Annotated in this window: 13 protein-coding genes; 9 read left to right on the top strand and 4 right to left on the bottom strand. The window is 56.6% G+C overall.

Translation table 11 applies throughout. The features are described 5' to 3' along the window. Positions 1-29 precede the first annotated feature (29 nt). Complete coding sequence (locus ACW44H_RS14920) at positions 30-1,331, bottom strand: ATP-grasp domain-containing protein (RefSeq protein WP_113269126.1); 1,302 nt, start codon at positions 1,329-1,331, stop codon at positions 30-32. A 371-nt stretch (positions 1,332-1,702) separates the two neighbouring features. On the opposite strand from ACW44H_RS14920, the gene ACW44H_RS14915 reads away from it, so the two are divergent. The 8 genes from ACW44H_RS14915 (at position 1,703) to ACW44H_RS14880 (ending at position 12,680) form a co-directional block, all read left to right on the top strand. After that, positions 1,703-2,551 (top strand): cyanophycinase, encoded by an 849-nt coding sequence (locus tag ACW44H_RS14915; protein ID WP_241524578.1) that lies wholly within the window; start codon positions 1,703-1,705, stop codon positions 2,549-2,551. Then, on the top strand, positions 2,548-5,184 hold the full coding sequence (gene cphA / locus ACW44H_RS14910) for a cyanophycin synthetase (RefSeq protein WP_457505317.1): 2,637 nt from the start codon (positions 2,548-2,550) through the stop codon (positions 5,182-5,184). The genes ACW44H_RS14915 and cphA overlap by 4 nt, the downstream gene beginning before the upstream one ends. Further along, positions 5,181-6,356 carry a beta-aspartyl-peptidase gene (gene iadA / locus ACW44H_RS14905; protein ID WP_457505316.1) on the top strand — a complete coding sequence of 392 codons (1,176 nt, stop codon included), beginning with the start codon at positions 5,181-5,183 and terminating at the stop codon, positions 6,354-6,356. The genes cphA and iadA overlap by 4 nt, the downstream gene beginning before the upstream one ends. A gap of 223 nt (positions 6,357-6,579) precedes the next feature. Then, positions 6,580-7,779, top strand: coding sequence for an ectoine hydrolase DoeA (doeA, locus tag ACW44H_RS14900; RefSeq protein ID WP_457505315.1), 1,200 nt, complete (start codon positions 6,580-6,582; stop codon positions 7,777-7,779). Positions 7,780-7,819: 40 nt separating this feature from the next. After that, positions 7,820-8,851, top strand: coding sequence for a N(2)-acetyl-L-2,4-diaminobutanoate deacetylase DoeB (doeB, locus tag ACW44H_RS14895; RefSeq protein ID WP_457505313.1), 1,032 nt, complete (start codon positions 7,820-7,822; stop codon positions 8,849-8,851). Positions 8,852-8,859: 8 nt separating this feature from the next. Beyond that, complete coding sequence (locus ACW44H_RS14890) at positions 8,860-9,336, top strand: Lrp/AsnC family transcriptional regulator (RefSeq protein ID WP_457505311.1); 477 nt, start codon at positions 8,860-8,862, stop codon at positions 9,334-9,336. A 226-nt stretch (positions 9,337-9,562) separates the two neighbouring features. Beyond that, on the top strand, positions 9,563-11,059 hold the full coding sequence (locus tag ACW44H_RS14885) for an NAD-dependent succinate-semialdehyde dehydrogenase (protein ID WP_457505309.1): 1,497 nt from the start codon (positions 9,563-9,565) through the stop codon (positions 11,057-11,059). A gap of 187 nt (positions 11,060-11,246) precedes the next feature. Next, entirely contained in the window at positions 11,247-12,680 is a 1,434-nt protein-coding gene (locus ACW44H_RS14880) for an aspartate aminotransferase family protein (protein WP_113269133.1), read from the top strand. Positions 12,681-12,761: 81 nt separating this feature from the next. Here ACW44H_RS14880 and ACW44H_RS14875 read toward each other — a convergent pair whose 3' ends face one another. From ACW44H_RS14875 to ACW44H_RS14865, 3 genes are all read right to left on the bottom strand, one after another. Then, positions 12,762-14,717, bottom strand: a complete 1,956-nt coding sequence (locus ACW44H_RS14875) for a TonB-dependent receptor domain-containing protein (protein ID WP_457505308.1) — start codon at positions 14,715-14,717, stop codon at positions 12,762-12,764. 84 nt (positions 14,718-14,801) lie between these two features. Continuing rightward, positions 14,802-16,166 carry a histidine kinase sensor domain-containing protein gene (locus ACW44H_RS14870; protein ID WP_457505307.1) on the bottom strand — a complete coding sequence of 455 codons (1,365 nt, stop codon included), beginning with the start codon at positions 16,164-16,166 and terminating at the stop codon, positions 14,802-14,804. Continuing rightward, the gene (locus ACW44H_RS14865) at positions 16,163-16,837 is read right to left on the bottom strand and encodes a response regulator transcription factor (protein ID WP_457505305.1); all 675 of its coding nucleotides are present in this window, start codon (positions 16,835-16,837) and stop codon (positions 16,163-16,165) included. The genes ACW44H_RS14870 and ACW44H_RS14865 overlap by 4 nt, the downstream gene beginning before the upstream one ends. Positions 16,838-17,015: 178 nt before the next feature. On the opposite strand from ACW44H_RS14865, the gene ACW44H_RS14860 reads away from it, so the two are divergent. After that, on the top strand, positions 17,016-17,693 hold the full coding sequence (locus tag ACW44H_RS14860; RefSeq protein WP_457505303.1) for a haloacid dehalogenase type II: 678 nt from the start codon (positions 17,016-17,018) through the stop codon (positions 17,691-17,693). Positions 17,694-17,748 lie beyond the last annotated feature (55 nt).

The following is a 17,748-nucleotide window of genomic DNA, read 5'->3' as shown; positions in this document are numbered from 1 at the left end:
GCTCTGCTCCTTAATGAGTAAAACAACGCTCAGCCGACGATATCCTCGAAGCCGAAATGTAGCTGCTCGGCAAGTCGCGCATAGTTCTCTTCAAGCGAGAGGTCATCCTCTGCCCCCATCCACACGTAAGCCATGGCATAACTATAGCTGTCTTGCTCAGGCAGGGAGGATAAGCGCATACCGGCCTCGACCTGAAGTGTGATTACGGTGCCGGGGAAAGCCTGCTGTAGCGCTTCGATCTCCTCGGCACTGGGGACCTGACTGATGGTGGCGTCGGTGAAGAACACTCGGTAGAAGAATTTTGCAGCCACCTTGAATGCCCCCTCTCGAAAAGGCATATCGGGTAACTGCCCTAACGCCAGATCCACCGTGACTTGTTGGTGGCTGATTCCATCGACTTTTTCGAACAGGTCGCAATGCGATTGTGCCACGCGGGTATTGATCTCCAGCAGCCAGATGCGATCCTGCACTTCGTCCCAGAAGTATTCGATGTTGAAAGCCGCATTGTCATAGCCAATATGGGCCATGATCTGACGCGTAAGATCCTGCATCTTAGTTTGAATGGCATCGGGAAGGCGCGACGGATAGCGATAGTAGAAAAAACTCAGCACCTGCGGATAGCGAATCGAATCGACAATGCCATACGGGACAACATCACCCTGGAAGACGTAGCCCTCGACGGTACATTGCCAGCCGCCGATGATCTCTTCCGCCATACAGTAGCCACCATCGACTGAGCGTACGTTATCAGGCAGGTTGGCGTGTTCCAGCACGTAGTTAAAGGGCTCTGAAATCGTCCCGATGCCTTCACACAAACGCTCGACGGCGTGGGCGAAATCTTCGGGGCTTTCGATACGAAAGCCCAGCCGTGAGCCTGACGACTTGATGGGTTTGACGAAGAAGGGGAAATACAGCCCCGCTTCCCCTATATGCGCAAGCGCCTGAGAATCGAAAGGGTCAAAGGCGGTAAAGCGCGGTATATAATCGGCGATCACTTCCTTCTGAACGAGCCGACTCCAGTACTTGTGTTCGCATTTTAGTAAACTTTCAAGACTGGTCGAAGGCGTGCCCAGTCGCTCACAAAGTAGCGGTAGCATGGTCGAGACGGGGAAATCCATATAGCCCACGATGGCATCGATAGGCTCACCAAAGGCTTTCAGCTGGGTTTCGGCTCTGGCCAGCATGTCTTCGATAGGAAAGATGTCCGTATCATTGACCTCTGCTGGTTCGATCACGCCATGGAACCGGTAGTGTTCAGCCCCGCGTAAATGTGCAAGACGTTGACGATTAACTTCATCCAGCCCGACAACAAAAATATTCCGATTGCTCATGATCGCCTCCTGGCGAAAGCGCGGTCTTCTCAGCACTCCTTACCCAGATGCAAGGGGCATCAGACAGGGGATGAAGGCTTGCCTGGACTGATCGACAGGCTAGGCGTGAGGAAAGGCTGCTTTTCGAAGTATAGCGGCTTAACATTGCCACGCTTGGCTAATACGTAAGAGAGCAGGAAAGGGGCTGCTCTGCAGGAGATGTTTCGTCAGGCCGAGGAACCTTTATTAATCTGGCAGGGGAAGTTTCCAACTGTTATAACTGAACTGTTACAAGTGAAAAGCTAGATTAAAAATCACGCGATACGACATTATTGCCGCTATCGGTAATGATTCAGTGTCCCTCAAAAGCGTCGCTAGGCGACGAAAGGGATATGGCCTCTCCCATTTTTTCGGCATCCGGTCACCTCGTGGCCATCGGCGGTGCAGAGGACAGAACCTCTGACCTTGAAATTCTCAAGAAGGCCTTTTCCCTAGCTCCTGAGGGTGATCAGGAGGTCGCGGTCATCGCCACGGCTAGCAGTATCTCCGACGAGGTTCTACCCGAATACGAAGCAGCCTTCCTACGCCTGGGTGCACGTCACGTTCATTCGCTGGGTATCCAGGACCGAAAGGCGGCAACTGATGCTGAAACGGTGAGTTTGATCGAGCAAAGCGGCCTCATTTTCTTTACTGGCGGTGATCAGCTGCGCCTGACCAATGTGCTGGGCGGCTCGCCGGTGTTGAAGGCCATCCGCCAACGCTTGCAGGACGGGGCCGTGGTGGCCGGAACCAGCGCGGGCGCAGCGGCCATGCCGGGCACCATGATCTACAACGGTGCTGCCGCTGATGCCCTGCGCAAAGGGGGCGTTAACCTGACCTTCGGCCTGGGTTTCGTCGATGACCTGATCATCGATAGCCACTTTCTCGAGCGCGGGCGCTTCACACGGCTGATGGAGGTCGGCGCCAGCAACCCCGAACACCTGGGGGTGGGCTTGGGTGAGGACGCTGCGGTGATTATTCACCCCCACGGCATTATTGAAGCCATCGGTTCAGGACATGTCATCCTTATCGATAGCCGGGATCTGGCGAGTTCAAACATTGCCGACCTCGCCATGGGGGAACCCGTGGCCGTCGAGCATATGATCTTCCATGCGCTGGTTAGCGGCCACGGCTTTGACGTTGAGGCTCGACGCTATCTCGTCCCCCACGAACTTGACGCCATGCTCGCGGTGGGGCGATGAATATTCTTGAACATCGGGCTCTACGCGGCCCGAACTACTTCAGTCGCTATCCGGCCATTTTTATGCGCCTCGATATTGGTGAACTTGAGGAGCGGCCGAGCGACCTTGTGCCCGGTATCGTTGAACGGTTGACCGCGCTGTTGCCGACCCTGCAGGAGCACCGCTGTTCGGTGGGTCGCCCAGGTGGCTTTCTGGAGCGGCTGGAGCGCGGCACTTGGGCTGGCCATGTCGTTGAACATGTTGCCATTGAGCTGCAGAACTTGATCGGCTTCTCAGTGGGTTATGGCAAGACCATTGACAGCTATGACCCCGGTATTTACAGCGTAGTCTACCGCTACCGCGATGAGGCCTGCGGACTGGCCGCCGGTGTCGAGTCAGTCGACCTTGTCGAGCGCTTGTTTTGCGGTGAAGCGATTGATTTGCCGGCCATCCTTGGCCGCCTCAGGCAGGTACGTGACGACCACATGCTTGGCCCTTCCACGGCGGCCATCGTCAATGCCGCTACTCAGCGTGGCATTCCCCATACGCGTTTGAGCGAGGAAAACAGCTATATCCAATTCGGTCACGGCCACCGCCAGCAGCGCATCCAGGCGACGGTGACCGGCCATACAGACCTTATCAGCTACGGTATCGCCGACGATAAAGAGTGGACCAAGCAGGTCCTAGGTGATGCCGGCATTCCAGTGCCCCAAGGGCGGGTGTGTAGTTCGTTCGACGAGGCGCTGGATGCCGTCCACGCTATTGGTTATCCCGTGGCGGTGAAGCCAGTCATCGGTAACCATGGCCGCGGGGTGAGCACCAATGTCGAGGACGACCAGGCGCTGAGTGATGCTTTCAACATTGCCTCGCAACGCAATTCATCGGTGATTGTCGAGCAGTACATTCGCGGTGAGGATCACCGCCTGCTAGTCATAGACGGCAAACTCGTCGCCGCCGCTAGGCGCCGTCCGGCCCATGTGGTGGGCGACGGGGTGGCAACACTCCAGGCGCTGGTCGACGCTGAGAATCACGACCCGCGCCGCGGGGTCGGCCACGAGAACCTGCTAACCCAGATAAAGTTGGACGAGCAGTCGCTACGGCTAATCAGCCAGCAAAACCTGAGCCTGAAGAGCGTGATTCCTGCGGGCGAAATAGTTTTTCTCAAGCCCACGGCAAACCTTAGCACCGGGGGCACGGCGACGGACGTCACCGACGATGTCCACCCGGAAGTGCGCTATGTAGCTGAGCGCATCGCGCGGCTGGTAGGGCTGGACATCATCGGCATCGATTTGCTCGCCGAAACCCTGACGAAGCCCCTCGAGGAACAATCGGCCGCGGTGGTTGAAGTGAATGCCGGGCCCGGCTTTCGCATGCACCTTTCGCCTACCCACGGGGAGTGCCGCGATGTGGGTCGCCCGGTGATCGACATGCTGTTCCCCGACAGCGAATCAATCGGGCGTATTCCCATTGCAGCGGTTACTGGCACCAACGGCAAAACCACCACGGTGCGGCTGCTCTCGCACCTGCTGCGTCAGGCGGGACGCAACGTCGGCATGGCCTGCACTGGAGCCATCGAGATAGACAATCATGTCATCCTGCGCGGCGATTATAGCGGCCCCCATGCGGCAGAGATCGTGCTTCGCGAGCCCACGGTCGAGTGTGCCGTATTGGAAGTCGCCCGCGGCGGCATCATGCGCCGCGGTCTGGGCTTCGACGAGTGCGACGTGGGCGTATTGCTTAACATTGCCAGCGACCACCTGGGCGAGCACGATATCCACACGCTTGATGAGCTGGCGCGCTGCAAGACGGTGGTGATCGATGCCGTCCGCCAGGGCGGTACGGCGGTGCTCAATGCCGATGACCCCCGTGTGTTGGAAGGCCAGCAGTGGGCTCGGGGTGAGATCATCTTCTTCACGTTGGACCCTAACTCCCGCCCTGTTCGTCAGCATGTGCACGAACAGGGTGTCGCTTTTACCGTCCATAACGAGCGCATCGTGATGCGCCAGGGCCATGTTGAGGCCGAGGTAATCCCGGTAGTGGACGTGCCGATCACTTTCGAAGGTCATGCGCGCTTCAATGTCGCCAACGCACTGGCGGCGAGTGCCGCCGCCTATGCGCTGGGTCTGTCGATCGCAGACATCCAGATGGGCTTGCAGACCTTCCACCCCACGCCGGGCCAGAACCCCGGCCGCACCAACCTCATCGACGCTGACGGCATGAAGGTGCTGATCGACTACGGCCATAATGTACCAGCGCTTGAAGCCTTAAGCGGACTGGTCGGCTGCATTCCTGCCCGCCGACGGATCAGTGTCGCCAGCGCCCCTGGCAACCGCCGCGACGAGGACCTGTTCACGCTGGGCACCCTGCTTGCCCGGATGCACGACGTGGTCTTCATTTACGAGACCGACGCCCGCGGACGCACCCCCGGTGACGCCGCCCGCCTGCTGCGCGAAGGCGCTGAGTCTGTCCCGGGCACCTGCCGGGTGGAGGTTATCATGGAAGAGCAGCAGGCCGTGGAGCGCGCTTTCGAGGAGGCCAGCGAAGGCGACCTGCTGGTCTTGCTGATCGACGATGTGGATAGCGCCATTGAGCGGATCAGGGGGCGCCGCTTCCGGTCGGTTGCCGCCACAACGCCAGACGGTGAGACGCCATGATGCCCGCCGACCCCCGGGAAGACAGGCTGCTGACCCTGCTGCGGGTCGGCAGTCTCTATGCGCCGGAGCCTCTCGAGGCAAACGATATTCTGATCGCCGATGGCCGTATCGCCGCCCTGGGGCGTGACCTCGAGATCCCCGCGGGCTGGCCAGTGCGGGTTGTGGAGGCGCGGACGCTCACCGCGGTGCCGGCCTTTATCGATCAGCACGTTCACGTCACCGGCGGTGGGGGCGAGGGTGGCTGCGGTACGCGCTGTCCGGAAATTTCGGCCTTTGAGATAGCCGCGATGGGTATCGGCACGGTGGTGGGGGTGCTGGGCACCGACAGCATCAGTCGTTCCCCGGCGGACTTGCTGGCCAAGGTACGCGGGCTGAAAGCCGAGGGTATATCGGCCTACATGTACACCGGTGCGTATCGCGTCCCGCCTCCCACGTTGACCGGCGATATCCAGCGCGATCTGGCCTGGATACCCGAAGTTATTGGTTTGGGCGAAATCGCTATCTCTGATCATCGATCGAGCCAGCCACGCCAGGACGAAATCGAACGGATCGTCAGCGATACCCGCGTAGGCGCCATGCTGGCGGGCAAGCGGGGTATTTGCCATTTCCATCTCGGCGACGGCAAGCGGGGGCTGGAACCGCTGCGTAGATTGCTATCCGAGACCGAGATTCCCGCCGATCAAGTGATCCCCACCCATGTGAATCGCCACCCTGCCTTGCTCGAAGAAGCGGCGGACTATGCGTTAACGTTCAATGCAAGCGTCGATGTCACCGCCTTCGAAGACGCCGGTGACGGTCTGTCCGGTTTTGATGCTGTGTCTCGCTTACTCGAGCGTGGCGTCCCGTCTGAACTCATTACCATGAGTTCCGACTGCAACGGCAGTTTGCCCGAATTCGATACCCAGGGGACCTACCTGGGAATGAAGGTCGCCAGGAACACGACACTCATTGCAGATTGGCAGCGCTTGGTGCGTGAAGGTGTGTTGCCTCTTGAGTCAGCGTTAGGCTTGATTTCCACCAATGTCGCTAGAGTCCTCGGTTTACACGCCCAAAAAGGGCGTTTAGCAATCGGCTTCGATGCTGATGTGACACTACTCGATAACAAACTTCAGCCGCAGCAGACGTTCATAGCGGGAAAATGTATCTATGATTTGAACAGAGTGGAAGAGTAACCGCTGTAGCAATTATAAGCTTGCTCAGCCTAAATAATGATGTTCTATGCACTTTTTGCCATAAAGCCTTTGACCGTGAACCAAGGGTGGGTGCTAGTATCGGCTTAAGACGACATTGGCAGGCCTGCTGCGGCGGTGGTCAGGTCGATCCTGTGGCCCAGCTTTGCGTGCCTATTATAGGCAGTACGCTGGTTCTTGGTGATCTTTAATGGCGAGTTGCCCGATGACTCAGGTTTCCCTGCCTTTCACGCGCGAAGAGTACGCTAACCGCCTGTGGAAAGTGCGCGCTGAAATGGCCAGTCGTGGTATTGACGTATTGATCGTCAGTGACCCTTCCAATATGGCTTGGCTAACCGGCTACGATGGTTGGTCATTTTATGTGCATCAGTGTGTGCTGGTGGGTCTTGAAGGCGAGCCGGTATGGTTCGGACGGCGTATGGACGCCAACGGTGCGCTGCGCACCTGCTGGATTGATCCCGACAATATTACCTATTATCCGGATTACTACGTACAGAACCCGGATATGCATCCCATGGAGTACCTGGCCCAGTCGATCATGCCGGATCGCGGCTGGCACTTGGGCGTAGTGGGCATGGAGATGGATAACTATTACTTCTCTGCCAAGGCGTATTTAAGCCTGTTACGCGAGCTGCCCCATGCGCGTTTTATGGATGCCAATGCGCTGGTGAACTGGTGCCGGGCAATAAAATCGCCCCAAGAAGTGGCTTATATGCGCATTGCTGCCAAAATCGTGGAAGGCATGCATTCGCGCATTTTGGAAGTGATTGAGCCCGGCTTGCCGAAGAGCAAATTAGTCTCTGAAATTTACCGCGTTGGCATCGAAGGTTTTGTGGATGAAAACGGCAAGGTCTTTGGCGGTGACTATCCCGCCATCGTTCCCATGCTGCCTACCGGTAAAGACGCTGCTGCCCCTCACCTGACCTGGGATGACACACCGTTTCGCAAAGGCGAGGGTACCTTCTTTGAAATTGCCGGGGTATTTAAGCGCTACCATGCGCCGATGTCGCGTACGGTTTTCCTGGGTACGCCGCCCATCGACTTTATCCGCGCGGAGTCGGCTCTGCTGGAAGGCATCGAAAATGGTTTGGCGGTCGCCAAGCCTGGCAACCGCACGGCGGATATTGCCATGGCGCTGGGTGCGGCGATGGATAAGTATGGTTTTGACCGTGGCGGTGCCCGCTGTGGTTACCCGATCGGTATTTCCTACCCCCCCGATTGGGGCGAGCGCACCATGAGCCTACGCCCCTCCGATGACACCATTCTGGAGCCGGGCATGACGTTTCACTTTATGCCGGGACTCTGGGAAGAAAACTGGGGCTTGGAAATTACCGAAAGTATATTGATTACCGAAGACGGCTGCGAAACCCTGGCCAATTTTCCGCGCCAGCTATTCGTCAAATAGTCGCTTGTTACATAGCCGCCCGTATAAAAAGGAATACCCAATGATCGATCAGTCGAGCCAACTACGACCAAGCCCTATTTTCGCCACCGTGGATTACGACGCCGATGGTGTGCAGCACGGCTTTTTAAAGCTGCCCATCTCTACCGATAAGTCTGCCTGGGGCGCAGTGATGATTCCTGTGACCGTGGTTAAAAACGGTGACGGCCCTACGGCACTTTTGACCGGCGGTAACCACGGCGATGAGTACGAGGGTATTACCTCGCTGCTGAAGCTTTCCTCGACGCTGAAAGCGGAAGACGTAACAGGGCGTGTGATCATCGTGCCGTGCATGAATACGCCAGCAGTGATGGCAGGCAAGCGCACCTCGCCAATGGATAAAGGCAACCTCAATCGCAGCTTTCCCGGAGACCCAAATGGTAGTGTGACGCCGCAAATAGCCGATTACTTCACCCGTGTACTGGTGCCGATGTCGGATGTCGTGCTCGACCTGCACTCCGGCGGCCGTACGCTGGATATCCTGCCGTTTGGTGCGTCCCATGTGCTGGATAACAAAGCGCAGCAGCAGTCCGCCCTTGAGGGCGCCAAAGCCTTTGGTGCGCCTTACGCTATGGTGATGTTTGAACTCGATGCAGAACGGTTGTTCGACACTGTCTGCGAGCGTCAGGGTAAAGTCTTTGTCGCCACAGAATTGGGCGGTGGCGGCACCTCAACACCCCAAAGCATCGCCATTGCCGAGCGGGGTGTGCGCAACTTCTTAATCCACTACGGCTTGGTGCAAGGCGACGTTGAAATGCCGCAAGGCGGGCAGATGTATCTCGATATGCCCGATGCCAGCTGCTATGTGCAGAGCCAGCATTCAGGCGTATTAGAGCTACTGGTGGCGCTGGGAGAAGAAGTGAAGAAGGGCCAAACCATCGCCTACGTGTATGACATAACGCGCAGCGGCACCGACCCGGTGGCGTATAAAGCCGAGCGTGATGGCATTTTGATGGCTCGCCGTGCACCCTCGCTTATCAATATGGGAGACACCCTGGCGGTGATTGCCGATATTGTTGATCGCTTGGAGGCGTAGCCCTCGGCATGATGAAACTTGACCGCTATGACCTTAAAATCCTCGATATCCTCTCTCGCGATGGGCGGATCACCAAGTCGAAGCTGGCCGAGGCCATCAATCTCTCTGTCAGTCCTTGCTGGGAGCGGGTAAAACGGTTAGAAAAAGCGGGCGTTATTCAAGGCTATAGCGCGCGCATCAATAGCGACGTATTGGTGCCGCGTAACCCCGTCTGGGTGCAGATCGAACTGAAACAGCACAATGCCGACAGCTTCACTCGCTTTGAAGCCCTGGTGATGCAAACCCCGGAAGTCACCGAATGCGTCGCGGTAGGCGGTGGCGTGGATTATCTAGTGAAATTTGAAGCGCGCACCATCGATAGCTACCAACGCCTGATGGATAAGTGGCTGGTTTCCGAGGCCGGTATCGAGCGCTATTACACCTATATTGTGACCAAAACAGTGAAGCGCGAGCCGATAGGCATTGATACTGACGATGTGCTCTAAATCACTCTTCTCATTACTCATCGCCCCAACCCACCAAAAAAAAGCACTGCAAAACGTCCGCTGACAAAAAAAGTCGCGCGATAAGCCTCGGTTTTCAAAAACACTTCGTGGCACCTCTCCGTTAACCTGTGTGCATTCGATAGCAAGGCTTAAGAGCGCTTGCTGACAATGCCACACAGTGACTGCAGCGCTCGGTTAGCCAGACTGCATTTGAGGGGAGGTTTCCATGACCACACTATCGACCACGCTCGCCAAGCGCCTGGAAGATCCGCGTCTTTTCCGTCAGTACGCTTACGTGAACGGTAAATGGACGCATGGAGAAGGTGGTCGCGAAGAAGCGGTATATGATCCTGCCACCAATGAAGCGATCGGCCATATCCCGCTATTGGAAGCCGAGCAAATTACTGCCGCAGTGGATGCCGCTGAAGCCGCGTTTGTAAACTGGCGGGCACTGCGCGCCGACGAGCGCTGTGAGCGCTTACTAGCTTGGTATGACCTGATTCAAGCCAACCGTGAAGACCTCGCCACCATCATGACGCTGGAACAGGGCAAGCCGTTGCCCGATGCTCGCGGTGAAGTAGAGTACGGGGCCAGCTTCGTGCGCTGGTTTGCCGAAGAGGGCAAACGTACCTACGGCGAGACCATTCCCAGCCATATTCCTAATGCATCCCTGGGCACTATTAAAGAGCCGGTCGGCATTGCCGCGATGATTACGCCGTGGAACTTCCCGCTGGCGATGATTACGCGCAAAGCCGCCGCGGCACTGGCGGCGGGCTGTCCTGTAATTATAAAACCGGCCAATGAAACGCCCTTTTCAGCGCTGGCGCTGGCGGAGCTTGCCGAGCGTGCCGGTATTCCTGAAGGCATTTTCAACGTGGTGCTGGGCGATCCGGCGGAAGTCTCAAAGATTCTCTGCGCAGAATCACGTATCCGTGCATTGTCCTTTACAGGCTCTACTCGCGTGGGCCGGCTATTAATTGAACAGAGCGCGCATACCGTTAAACGACTGTCGTTGGAACTGGGCGGCAATGCGCCGTTTATTGTTGGGCCGGATATGGACCCCAAAGAGGCGGCCTATGCAGCCGTAAACGCCAAGTTCCAAACGGCGGGGCAGGATTGCCTGGCCGCCAACCGCATCCTGGTGCACGAATCCATCCATGATGAATTTGTTGAGCAATTCACCGAACGCATGGCGGCACTCACCGTAGGCAATGGCCTGCAGAGCGAGATAGACCTGGGCCCGCTGATTCATCGTCAGGCGGTAGAAAAAGCAGCCGCCATTGTCGATGACGCCATTTCCAAAGGCGCCACCATGATCGGCGGTGATCAAAGCCAGGCACCCGGCGAGAATTTCTTCATGCCAGTGTTGCTGACAGGCGTCACGCCACACATGAAAGTGTGGCGAGAAGAGAACTTTGCCCCTGTGGCCGGTATCACCGCCTACAGCACCGACGATGAAGTCATTGAAATGGCGAATGACACCGAGTACGGGCTGGCCGCGTATATCTACACCCATGATATTCGTCGCATTTGGAAGCTGATGCGCGCGCTTGAGTACGGCATGGTAAGCGTCAACTCGGTGAAGATGACCGGCCCGCCGGTACCCTTCGGCGGTGTGAAGCAGTCCGGCCTTGGCCGTGAAGGTGGCGCCACCGGTATCGATGAGTACCTTGAAACGAAATATTACTGCTTGGGTGCGCTTGGCTCGGTATCAGGTAGCTAGTCAAGAGAGTAAATATCTTAAGGGAGGCTGGCTAGGTACTAAGCGAACCGTCTTTTTCAGGGATGAAAAAGCCGAGCGCCCAGGGATGGGTTTACAGCGTGTTCGTGTGTGCCTAACCAGCCGAAAAGACTGCAATATTTTAAGATCCTTCCCGCTATGGGAAGGTTTATCGTACAGAGAGAACGTTATGAGCTTGCATCAGGATCTGATCGAACGCGACCGCAAAGTCACTTTCCACGCCTCAACCCACCTGCGCGATTTTGCCCACGGTGATGCGCCGGGGCGTGTGATTACCGGCGGCAAAGGCATCAATATCGTGGATAAAGACGGCCGTGAATTTATCGACGGCTTCGCCGGGCTTTACTGCGTCAACATTGGCTACGGTCGCACTGAAGTGGCCGAGGCGATCTACAAGCAGGCGCTCGAACTCTCTTATTACCATACCTATGTTGGCCACTCCAACGAGCCGCAGATCGAGCTTTCCGAGCGTATCCTCAAGATCGCCGGCATGAACATGTCCAAGGTGTATTACGGCATGTCCGGTTCGGATGCCAATGAAACCCAACTCAAGATCGTGCGCTACTACAACAACGTACTGGGCCGCCCGCAGAAGAAAAAGGTCATTTCACGCATGCGCGGTTACCACGGCTCGGGTATCGCTTCCGGCTCGCTGACTGGTCTGAAGGCGTTTCACGATCACTTCGATCTACCGATTGATACCATTCGCCATACCGAAGCGCCACACTACTACCTGCGTGCCGCCGAACAGCACGGCATGACTGAGCTTGAATTCTCTGCTTATTGCGCCAATAAGCTGGAAGCGATGATTCTGGAAGAGGGCCCAGACACCGTCGCCGCCTTTATCGGCGAGCCGGTATTGGGCACCGGCGGAATCGTGCCGCCGCCGGAAGGCTACTGGGATGCGATTCAAGCCGTGTTAGCCAAATACGACGTGCTGCTGATTGCCGACGAAGTGGTGTGTGGCTTTGGCCGTACCGGCTCTGACTTCGGCAGCCACCACTACAATATGAAGCCTGACCTGGTCACCATCGCCAAAGGCCTCACTAGCGCTTATCAGCCGCTTTCTGGCGTGATTGTCGGTGAGAAAGTCTGGCAAGTGCTTGAGCAGGGCACCGGCGAGTTTGGCCCCATCGGCCACGGCTGGACCTACTCCGGCCACGCGCTGGGCTGTGCGGCAGGGCTGGCTAATCTCGACATTATCGAGCGCGAAAACCTAGTGGGGAATGCCGCCGAAACCGGCGCTTACTTCCAGCAGCAATTAAAGGCTAACTTTGAAGGTCACCCGCTGCTGGGTGATGTGCGGGGTGTTGGCTTAATGGCCGCCCTGGAGTTCTCGCCAGAGGCCAAGCAGCGCCTGCACTTTGACCCTGCGTTGAAAGTAGGCCCCCGTGTGGCGGCAGCCGCGATGGAAGAGAACCTGATTGCCCGCGCCATGCCACAAGGCGATATCCTCGGCTTTGCGCCACCGCTCACCATCAATCGTGGTGAAGTGGACGAAATGATTGGCCGCGCCAAACGCGCCATCGACCGCGTTACCGATGAGTTAACCCGCTCGGGCGACCTAAAGACGGGCCAGCAGGAAGCCGCTTTTACGGTTTAACAGCACTGCTGACCCTGCTAAGCACCAATGCCCGCTAACCTAGCGGGCATTGTTGTATAAAGAGTGAGAAAAGAGAGCGTTCTAGAAGCGATAGTTCACACCTAGGCGTACGTCACGACCTGGCTCGGCCAGCCCCACAATGCCTTCATAGCCGGGAATATGCTCGAAGTCGGCGTTGCTGGCATGATCGAGATACTGCTTATCAAGCAGATTATTGACGGTTAACGTGAGCGCTAAGTCCTCGCTGCTGGTAGGCAGCCAGCGAACGTAGGCATCATGGACACCGTAACCCGGTTTGCTAATAGAACCGACTGAAGTTTCCAAATCGCTAATGCCCTCTACAAACTGACTGCGCCAGCCTATCTGCCAATCGTTGTTCACCTGATAATCCACATGGGCGGCCCAGGTGTCACCGATGGTGTTACCAATACCGTTGTATTCGTAAACGGTCAGCGGCTGGCCGTTAAGTTCGATATCATTGTGATGGAAGCTTAATCCCGCCGAGAGTGCTTCCCACTGATAATCAACGCTCAATACATAGCCGTCGGACTCAAGATCGCCCACATTTTGATACACCGTGGGGCGGCCAAGCGGGTCGGCAATTACATCATCAATGGTAGAGCGATAAAGCTCAGCGCTGAGCTGCCATGGCCCTTGTTCAAAGCGAGCGGCCACTTCGCTATTGCGAGCCTGCTCCCCGCGCAGGTCGGGCGAATTAGCAGCCCCTTCCAGCTTGAAGGCATCATGGGCTTTAGGGCCGCGAAAGGCGCGAGCATGGCCAGCGCTTAACGTCACGCTGTCGGTCACTGCCCACTCGGCATCAATATTAGGGCTAACGTCATCCTCCCGATAGGAGAGGCCGCTATTGTCGGTTAACCGATAGCGGTCATAGCGGGCGCCCACGCCCACGCTTAGAGTCTCGGTGAGCTGCAGGTCATCTTGAATAAAGACACCGGCGATTTCTCCACTTTCGCGCTCTTGCGTTGGGTCCTCGGCATAGCCCGCGGTGACTTCGTCATCCCGGTAATCGAGGCCATACGTGACCTGATGATTACCCACACGACTGGTGTTAGCGATGCTAACGCCAGTGGTCTCAGACTCACCAAGGTAGCGGCCCCAGCGATCCGCCACGTTTTGCTCCACATCAGCGGTGGTGTGGTAAAGGGTGGCATCAAGATCCAACCATGTCTGTTCCTGGGGGCGCAGGCCGTAGTTGAGCGTGCTGGTTTGGCGCTCGGCATCCAGTGAGTAAAGGCGGTTGAAGCCACTAATGACCCACTGGGGGCGCTGGGTACGTTCGCCTTCGTCCTGGCGTATTTCATGGCTCAGCGTAAAGCGCTGAGCACCGAAGTCGCCAAGCAGTTTAAGCTGCCCTAACTGCTGGTTGGCCTCGGTACCCGCCTGCTCGTTGCCGTTGCCATCTTCATAACGCTGCTGGTCGCGCTCTACCAGTGTGCCCATCGCGCTCCACTGGTCATTAAAGCGACCAAATAGCGTGGTGCTCACCCGGTAGCTCTCTGGGTTGCTGCCGACACCTGCTGAGATCAGCCCACCGAAACGCTCTCCATCGCGCAGCAGGTCGTCAGGATCTTTGGTGACAAAGCGAACGCTGCCGCCCAGTGCCCCTGGGCCATCGGTGGCGCGGCCAGCCCCTGCACTCACTTCCACACGCTTGAGTAACGCAGGGTCTAAGCCGATACGTCCCGTGTGGTGGAACAGGCTGCCACTTTGGTTAGCGCCGTCGATGGTCACGTTTAACAGCGGGTCTTCCACGCCGCGCACATAAAGTTTCTGAGCAATGCCTAGCGAGCCGCCAACGTTGACTTGCGGGGCTTGGTCAAAAATCTCGCCAAGATCCTCTGCTTGGTAACGCTCTAGTGTGTCTGCCTCTACGACGCTGTCGCTGTTATTAAGCGAGTCGGCTACTACCTGGACGGTATCAAGCGGCTGTGTTGGCTGAGCAAGCGCTGTGCTGCTCATTAAAGCGGCAACGGTCAGGCTAAGGGGATGACGGAGGAATCGAACGGTATGCGGCATGATAACGAATAAGCTCCCAATGTTTTTCTATTTGATTATTATTCTCGTTTGAGCGAGAGCCGCTGGCTACTGTTTTTACAACTGTTACATCTCGTTCGAGTCCGCCGCGTCCTTTGGGAGGGAAATAGTGTGTTCCAATCCACCCTCAGGGTGGTTGCGCGTAGCGATCTCTCCACGCACAGCGTTGATTTGACGCAGTGCAAGGGCAAGCCCCAGCCCGGTGCCCTCGGGGCGCGTTTGACGTGCATCCGGGGTGCGGTAAAAAGGTGTAAAGAGGTGTTGAAGCTGTGCTTCCTCAACGCCTGGGCCGTTATCGCGCAGGGTGAGTTGGTAGTAATCCTTCTGCTGGCGCAGGGAGAGGTAGAGCGTTGGCGTCTGACAAACAGAGCTTGAGTAATGACAGGCATTACGCAGCAGGTTTTCCAGCGCTTGGGCTAGCGCTCGTTGACTGGAATTCTCAAGCAGTGCGCTATCAGGCAGCTCGACATGCCACTGATGTTCTGAATACTCAAAACGCACGTCATCCATAAGCGCATCCAACAGGTCTACCAAATCGAACGTATCGCTGCCCAGCGTTGGCGACTCATGGGTTAACCAGACGAGTGTCAAGGCGTCATTGACCAACTGACGCATTTGCTGACTCTCCTGCTCCAGGCGGGTAAGTTGAGGCGGTGAGTCAGGGGTGGCTTTCATTTGGCCGATCGCCAGGCTAAGGCGGGTCAGTGGCGCGCGAATTTCATGGGAAAGATCGGCGAGCAGCTGGCGCTGAGCAGTAATAGTGCCTTGGGTTTTTAGCGCCATGCCATCAAAACGGGCTATCAATTCGCCTAGTTCATCGTCTCGCCGCGTGGGCTGGACCGCCGAGTGCGGCTGTCCATCAGCCAATGCCTGGGTAGCATCACGCAGGTAGCGCAGCGGGCCCATAATGTGTCGGTATAACAACCAGGCAATCGCGAGCAGCGTTAAAAGTGGAATCAGCCCATTTACGAGCCAAATAACCGTATTTAGATGGCTGCCAGGGCGCATGCGCTGAGGTAGGGTGATTAAAAAGTGGCGATACCCCCCATCAAAAGTGATATCCATGATGGGGTTATCGGCAAAATAGAGATGTATCGGCCACTCGATCAATCGTCCCAGCCGATACCCTTCCTGGAATTGTGCCGAGAGCGTACCGCCTGCTAGCGGTGTGACATTAGAGGTAACCACGGCCGCCCAGGTGTCTTCTTGGGCTTGCAGTGCCTCAAGCCACGCCGCCAATGCCTCCTCATCGCCCGCGTTGTAGAGTGCTTCTGCCTTCGCGCCCCAGGCAGCCAGGGTGCGCTGGTGTTGTGGGGCGATGACGCTCATTTGTCGTTCGGCCCACTTTTCAAGCAGTGAGGTGGCGAGTACCAAGGTAATGCCGCCCACTGCGACGACGCCGCAAAGCTTCCACAGTAAGCGCTGCTTCATTGCAGGCAGTAGCCTTTGCCGTGTTGGGTTTGCAGCCGATGGGCATCAAATCCGGCGCTACTTAGTTTTCGGCGAATCCGGCTGACGTGCATATCCAAGCTGCGGTCATAGGAGCTGTATTCACGCTGAAAAAGGCGATGATAAAGATAGCTTTTACTCAGCGTTTGGCCGCGGTGCTGGGCCAGCAGCCACAGTAAGCGAAACTGCAGCGGTGTTAACTCCACACCGCTACCCGCGACATTTATTTCTGCCGTTGCTTGGTTCAGCGAAAGCGTGCCTAACGTTAACCGTTGGGTTTGGGTGACTGGCTGTTGGATCGTACGACGTAACAGCGCCTCAATGCGTAAGATCAACTCTATCGGGTTGAAAGGTTTCGCTAAATAGTCATCCGCGCCATTTTGCAGGCCGCGAATGCGCTCCTCTTCCGCACCGCAAGCGCTAAGCATTAACACCGGTAGTGACCCCTGTTGGCGCAGGGTGGCTAATAGCTCGAGACCACTCATGCCAGGAAGCCTGACATCTAAGAGCAGCAAATGGATATCACCAGCCTGGGCGCGCAATAGGCCGCTTTCTGCGTCTACGCAGTGAGTTACACGGTACCCCTGCTGGCTTAACAATGACGTTAACTGCTCGCCTAAAACAGGGTCGTCGTCGATAAGTAAAAGATGCATGCTGGTGGTTGTCATAGAATGATAAGGTGCATTATTCGCTAATGATAATCATGATTGTTTGTGTGCTGATTAGCAAGCCTCCCTGGATCTGAAAGAGGCAATGGATGTGGAGGTTTTTAATGGGCCCGCTACGCTTAGGCAGAGTCACTGCGCAAATGTTTGAAAGGAGACACTCACGATGCAACCGGTATTAGCCTTCGATGTTTACGGCACGCTGATTGATACTCAGGGAGTGACAATCGAGTTAGAACGACGCTTGACGGATGTTGATAAGGCAGTCGAATTTGCCCGTCGTTGGCGCGAGAAGCAGCTTGAGTACAGCTTTCGTCATGGCTTGATGGGTGCCTATGTACCGTTTTCTGAATGCACCCGCGAAGCGCTGGTTTTCGTTGACCGGGCACTACAGACCGGCCTTTCCGATAACGACCAAGATCACCTGATGGCGATTTATGGTGAGCTACCTGCGTTTGACGATGTTGTTCCAGCGTTGGATCAATTGCGCGATGCGGGCATACGTTGTGTGGCGTTTTCGAACGGCACTGCCGACGCCGTTGCAAAATTACTGACTCGCGCGGGCGTTGAGAGCCACATGGATGACATTATCAGCGCGGATGAAATAAAACGCTTCAAGCCCGACCCTGCCGTGTACGCTCATCTGCGTAGCCGTTTAGAGGTGCGTCCGGAACATACGTGGTTAGTTTCAAGCAATCCATTTGATGTGATTGGCGCCACGCACGCGGGGTTACGCAGCGCCTGGATACGTCGTAGCTCTGAGGCGCCCTTTGACCCTTGGGGTATCGAGCCGGATAAGACAGTCACAGATTTAGAGGCACTGGCTGAACGCATTATTCGTTAGGTTGGTAACCTGCCTAGACAAGCCGCATAATGTTGTACGCTTAACGATTTAGGAT

The sequence above is a fragment of the Vreelandella sulfidaeris Esulfide1 genome (genome assembly GCF_054072535.1).
The sequence above is the reverse complement of the archived record's forward strand: the minus strand, read 5'-3'. Positions and strand labels throughout refer to the sequence as shown.

Bases quoted from the DNA above. Each gene is read 5' to 3' on its own strand.
- ACW44H_RS14865 (WP_457505305.1), bottom strand. From the start codon at position 16,837: ATGCATCTTTTACTTATCGACGACGACCCTGTTTTAGGCGAGCAGTTA.
- iadA (WP_457505316.1), top strand. From the start codon at position 5,181: ATGATGCCCGCCGACCCCCGGGAAGACAGGCTGCTGACCCTGCTGCGG.
- ACW44H_RS14885 (WP_457505309.1), top strand. From the start codon at position 9,563: ATGACCACACTATCGACCACGCTCGCCAAGCGCCTGGAAGATCCGCGT.
- doeA (WP_457505315.1), top strand. From the start codon at position 6,580: ATGACTCAGGTTTCCCTGCCTTTCACGCGCGAAGAGTACGCTAACCGC.
- ACW44H_RS14870 (WP_457505307.1), bottom strand. From the start codon at position 16,166: ATGAAGCAGCGCTTACTGTGGAAGCTTTGCGGCGTCGTCGCAGTGGGC.
- ACW44H_RS14880 (WP_113269133.1), top strand. From the start codon at position 11,247: ATGAGCTTGCATCAGGATCTGATCGAACGCGACCGCAAAGTCACTTTC.
- doeB (WP_457505313.1), top strand. From the start codon at position 7,820: ATGATCGATCAGTCGAGCCAACTACGACCAAGCCCTATTTTCGCCACC.
- ACW44H_RS14860 (WP_457505303.1), top strand. From the start codon at position 17,016: ATGCAACCGGTATTAGCCTTCGATGTTTACGGCACGCTGATTGATACT.
- ACW44H_RS14915 (WP_241524578.1), top strand. From the start codon at position 1,703: ATGGCCTCTCCCATTTTTTCGGCATCCGGTCACCTCGTGGCCATCGGC.
- cphA (WP_457505317.1), top strand. From the start codon at position 2,548: ATGAATATTCTTGAACATCGGGCTCTACGCGGCCCGAACTACTTCAGT.
- ACW44H_RS14920 (WP_113269126.1), bottom strand. From the start codon at position 1,331: ATGAGCAATCGGAATATTTTTGTTGTCGGGCTGGATGAAGTTAATCGT.
- ACW44H_RS14875 (WP_457505308.1), bottom strand. From the start codon at position 14,717: ATGCCGCATACCGTTCGATTCCTCCGTCATCCCCTTAGCCTGACCGTT.
- ACW44H_RS14890 (WP_457505311.1), top strand. From the start codon at position 8,860: ATGATGAAACTTGACCGCTATGACCTTAAAATCCTCGATATCCTCTCT.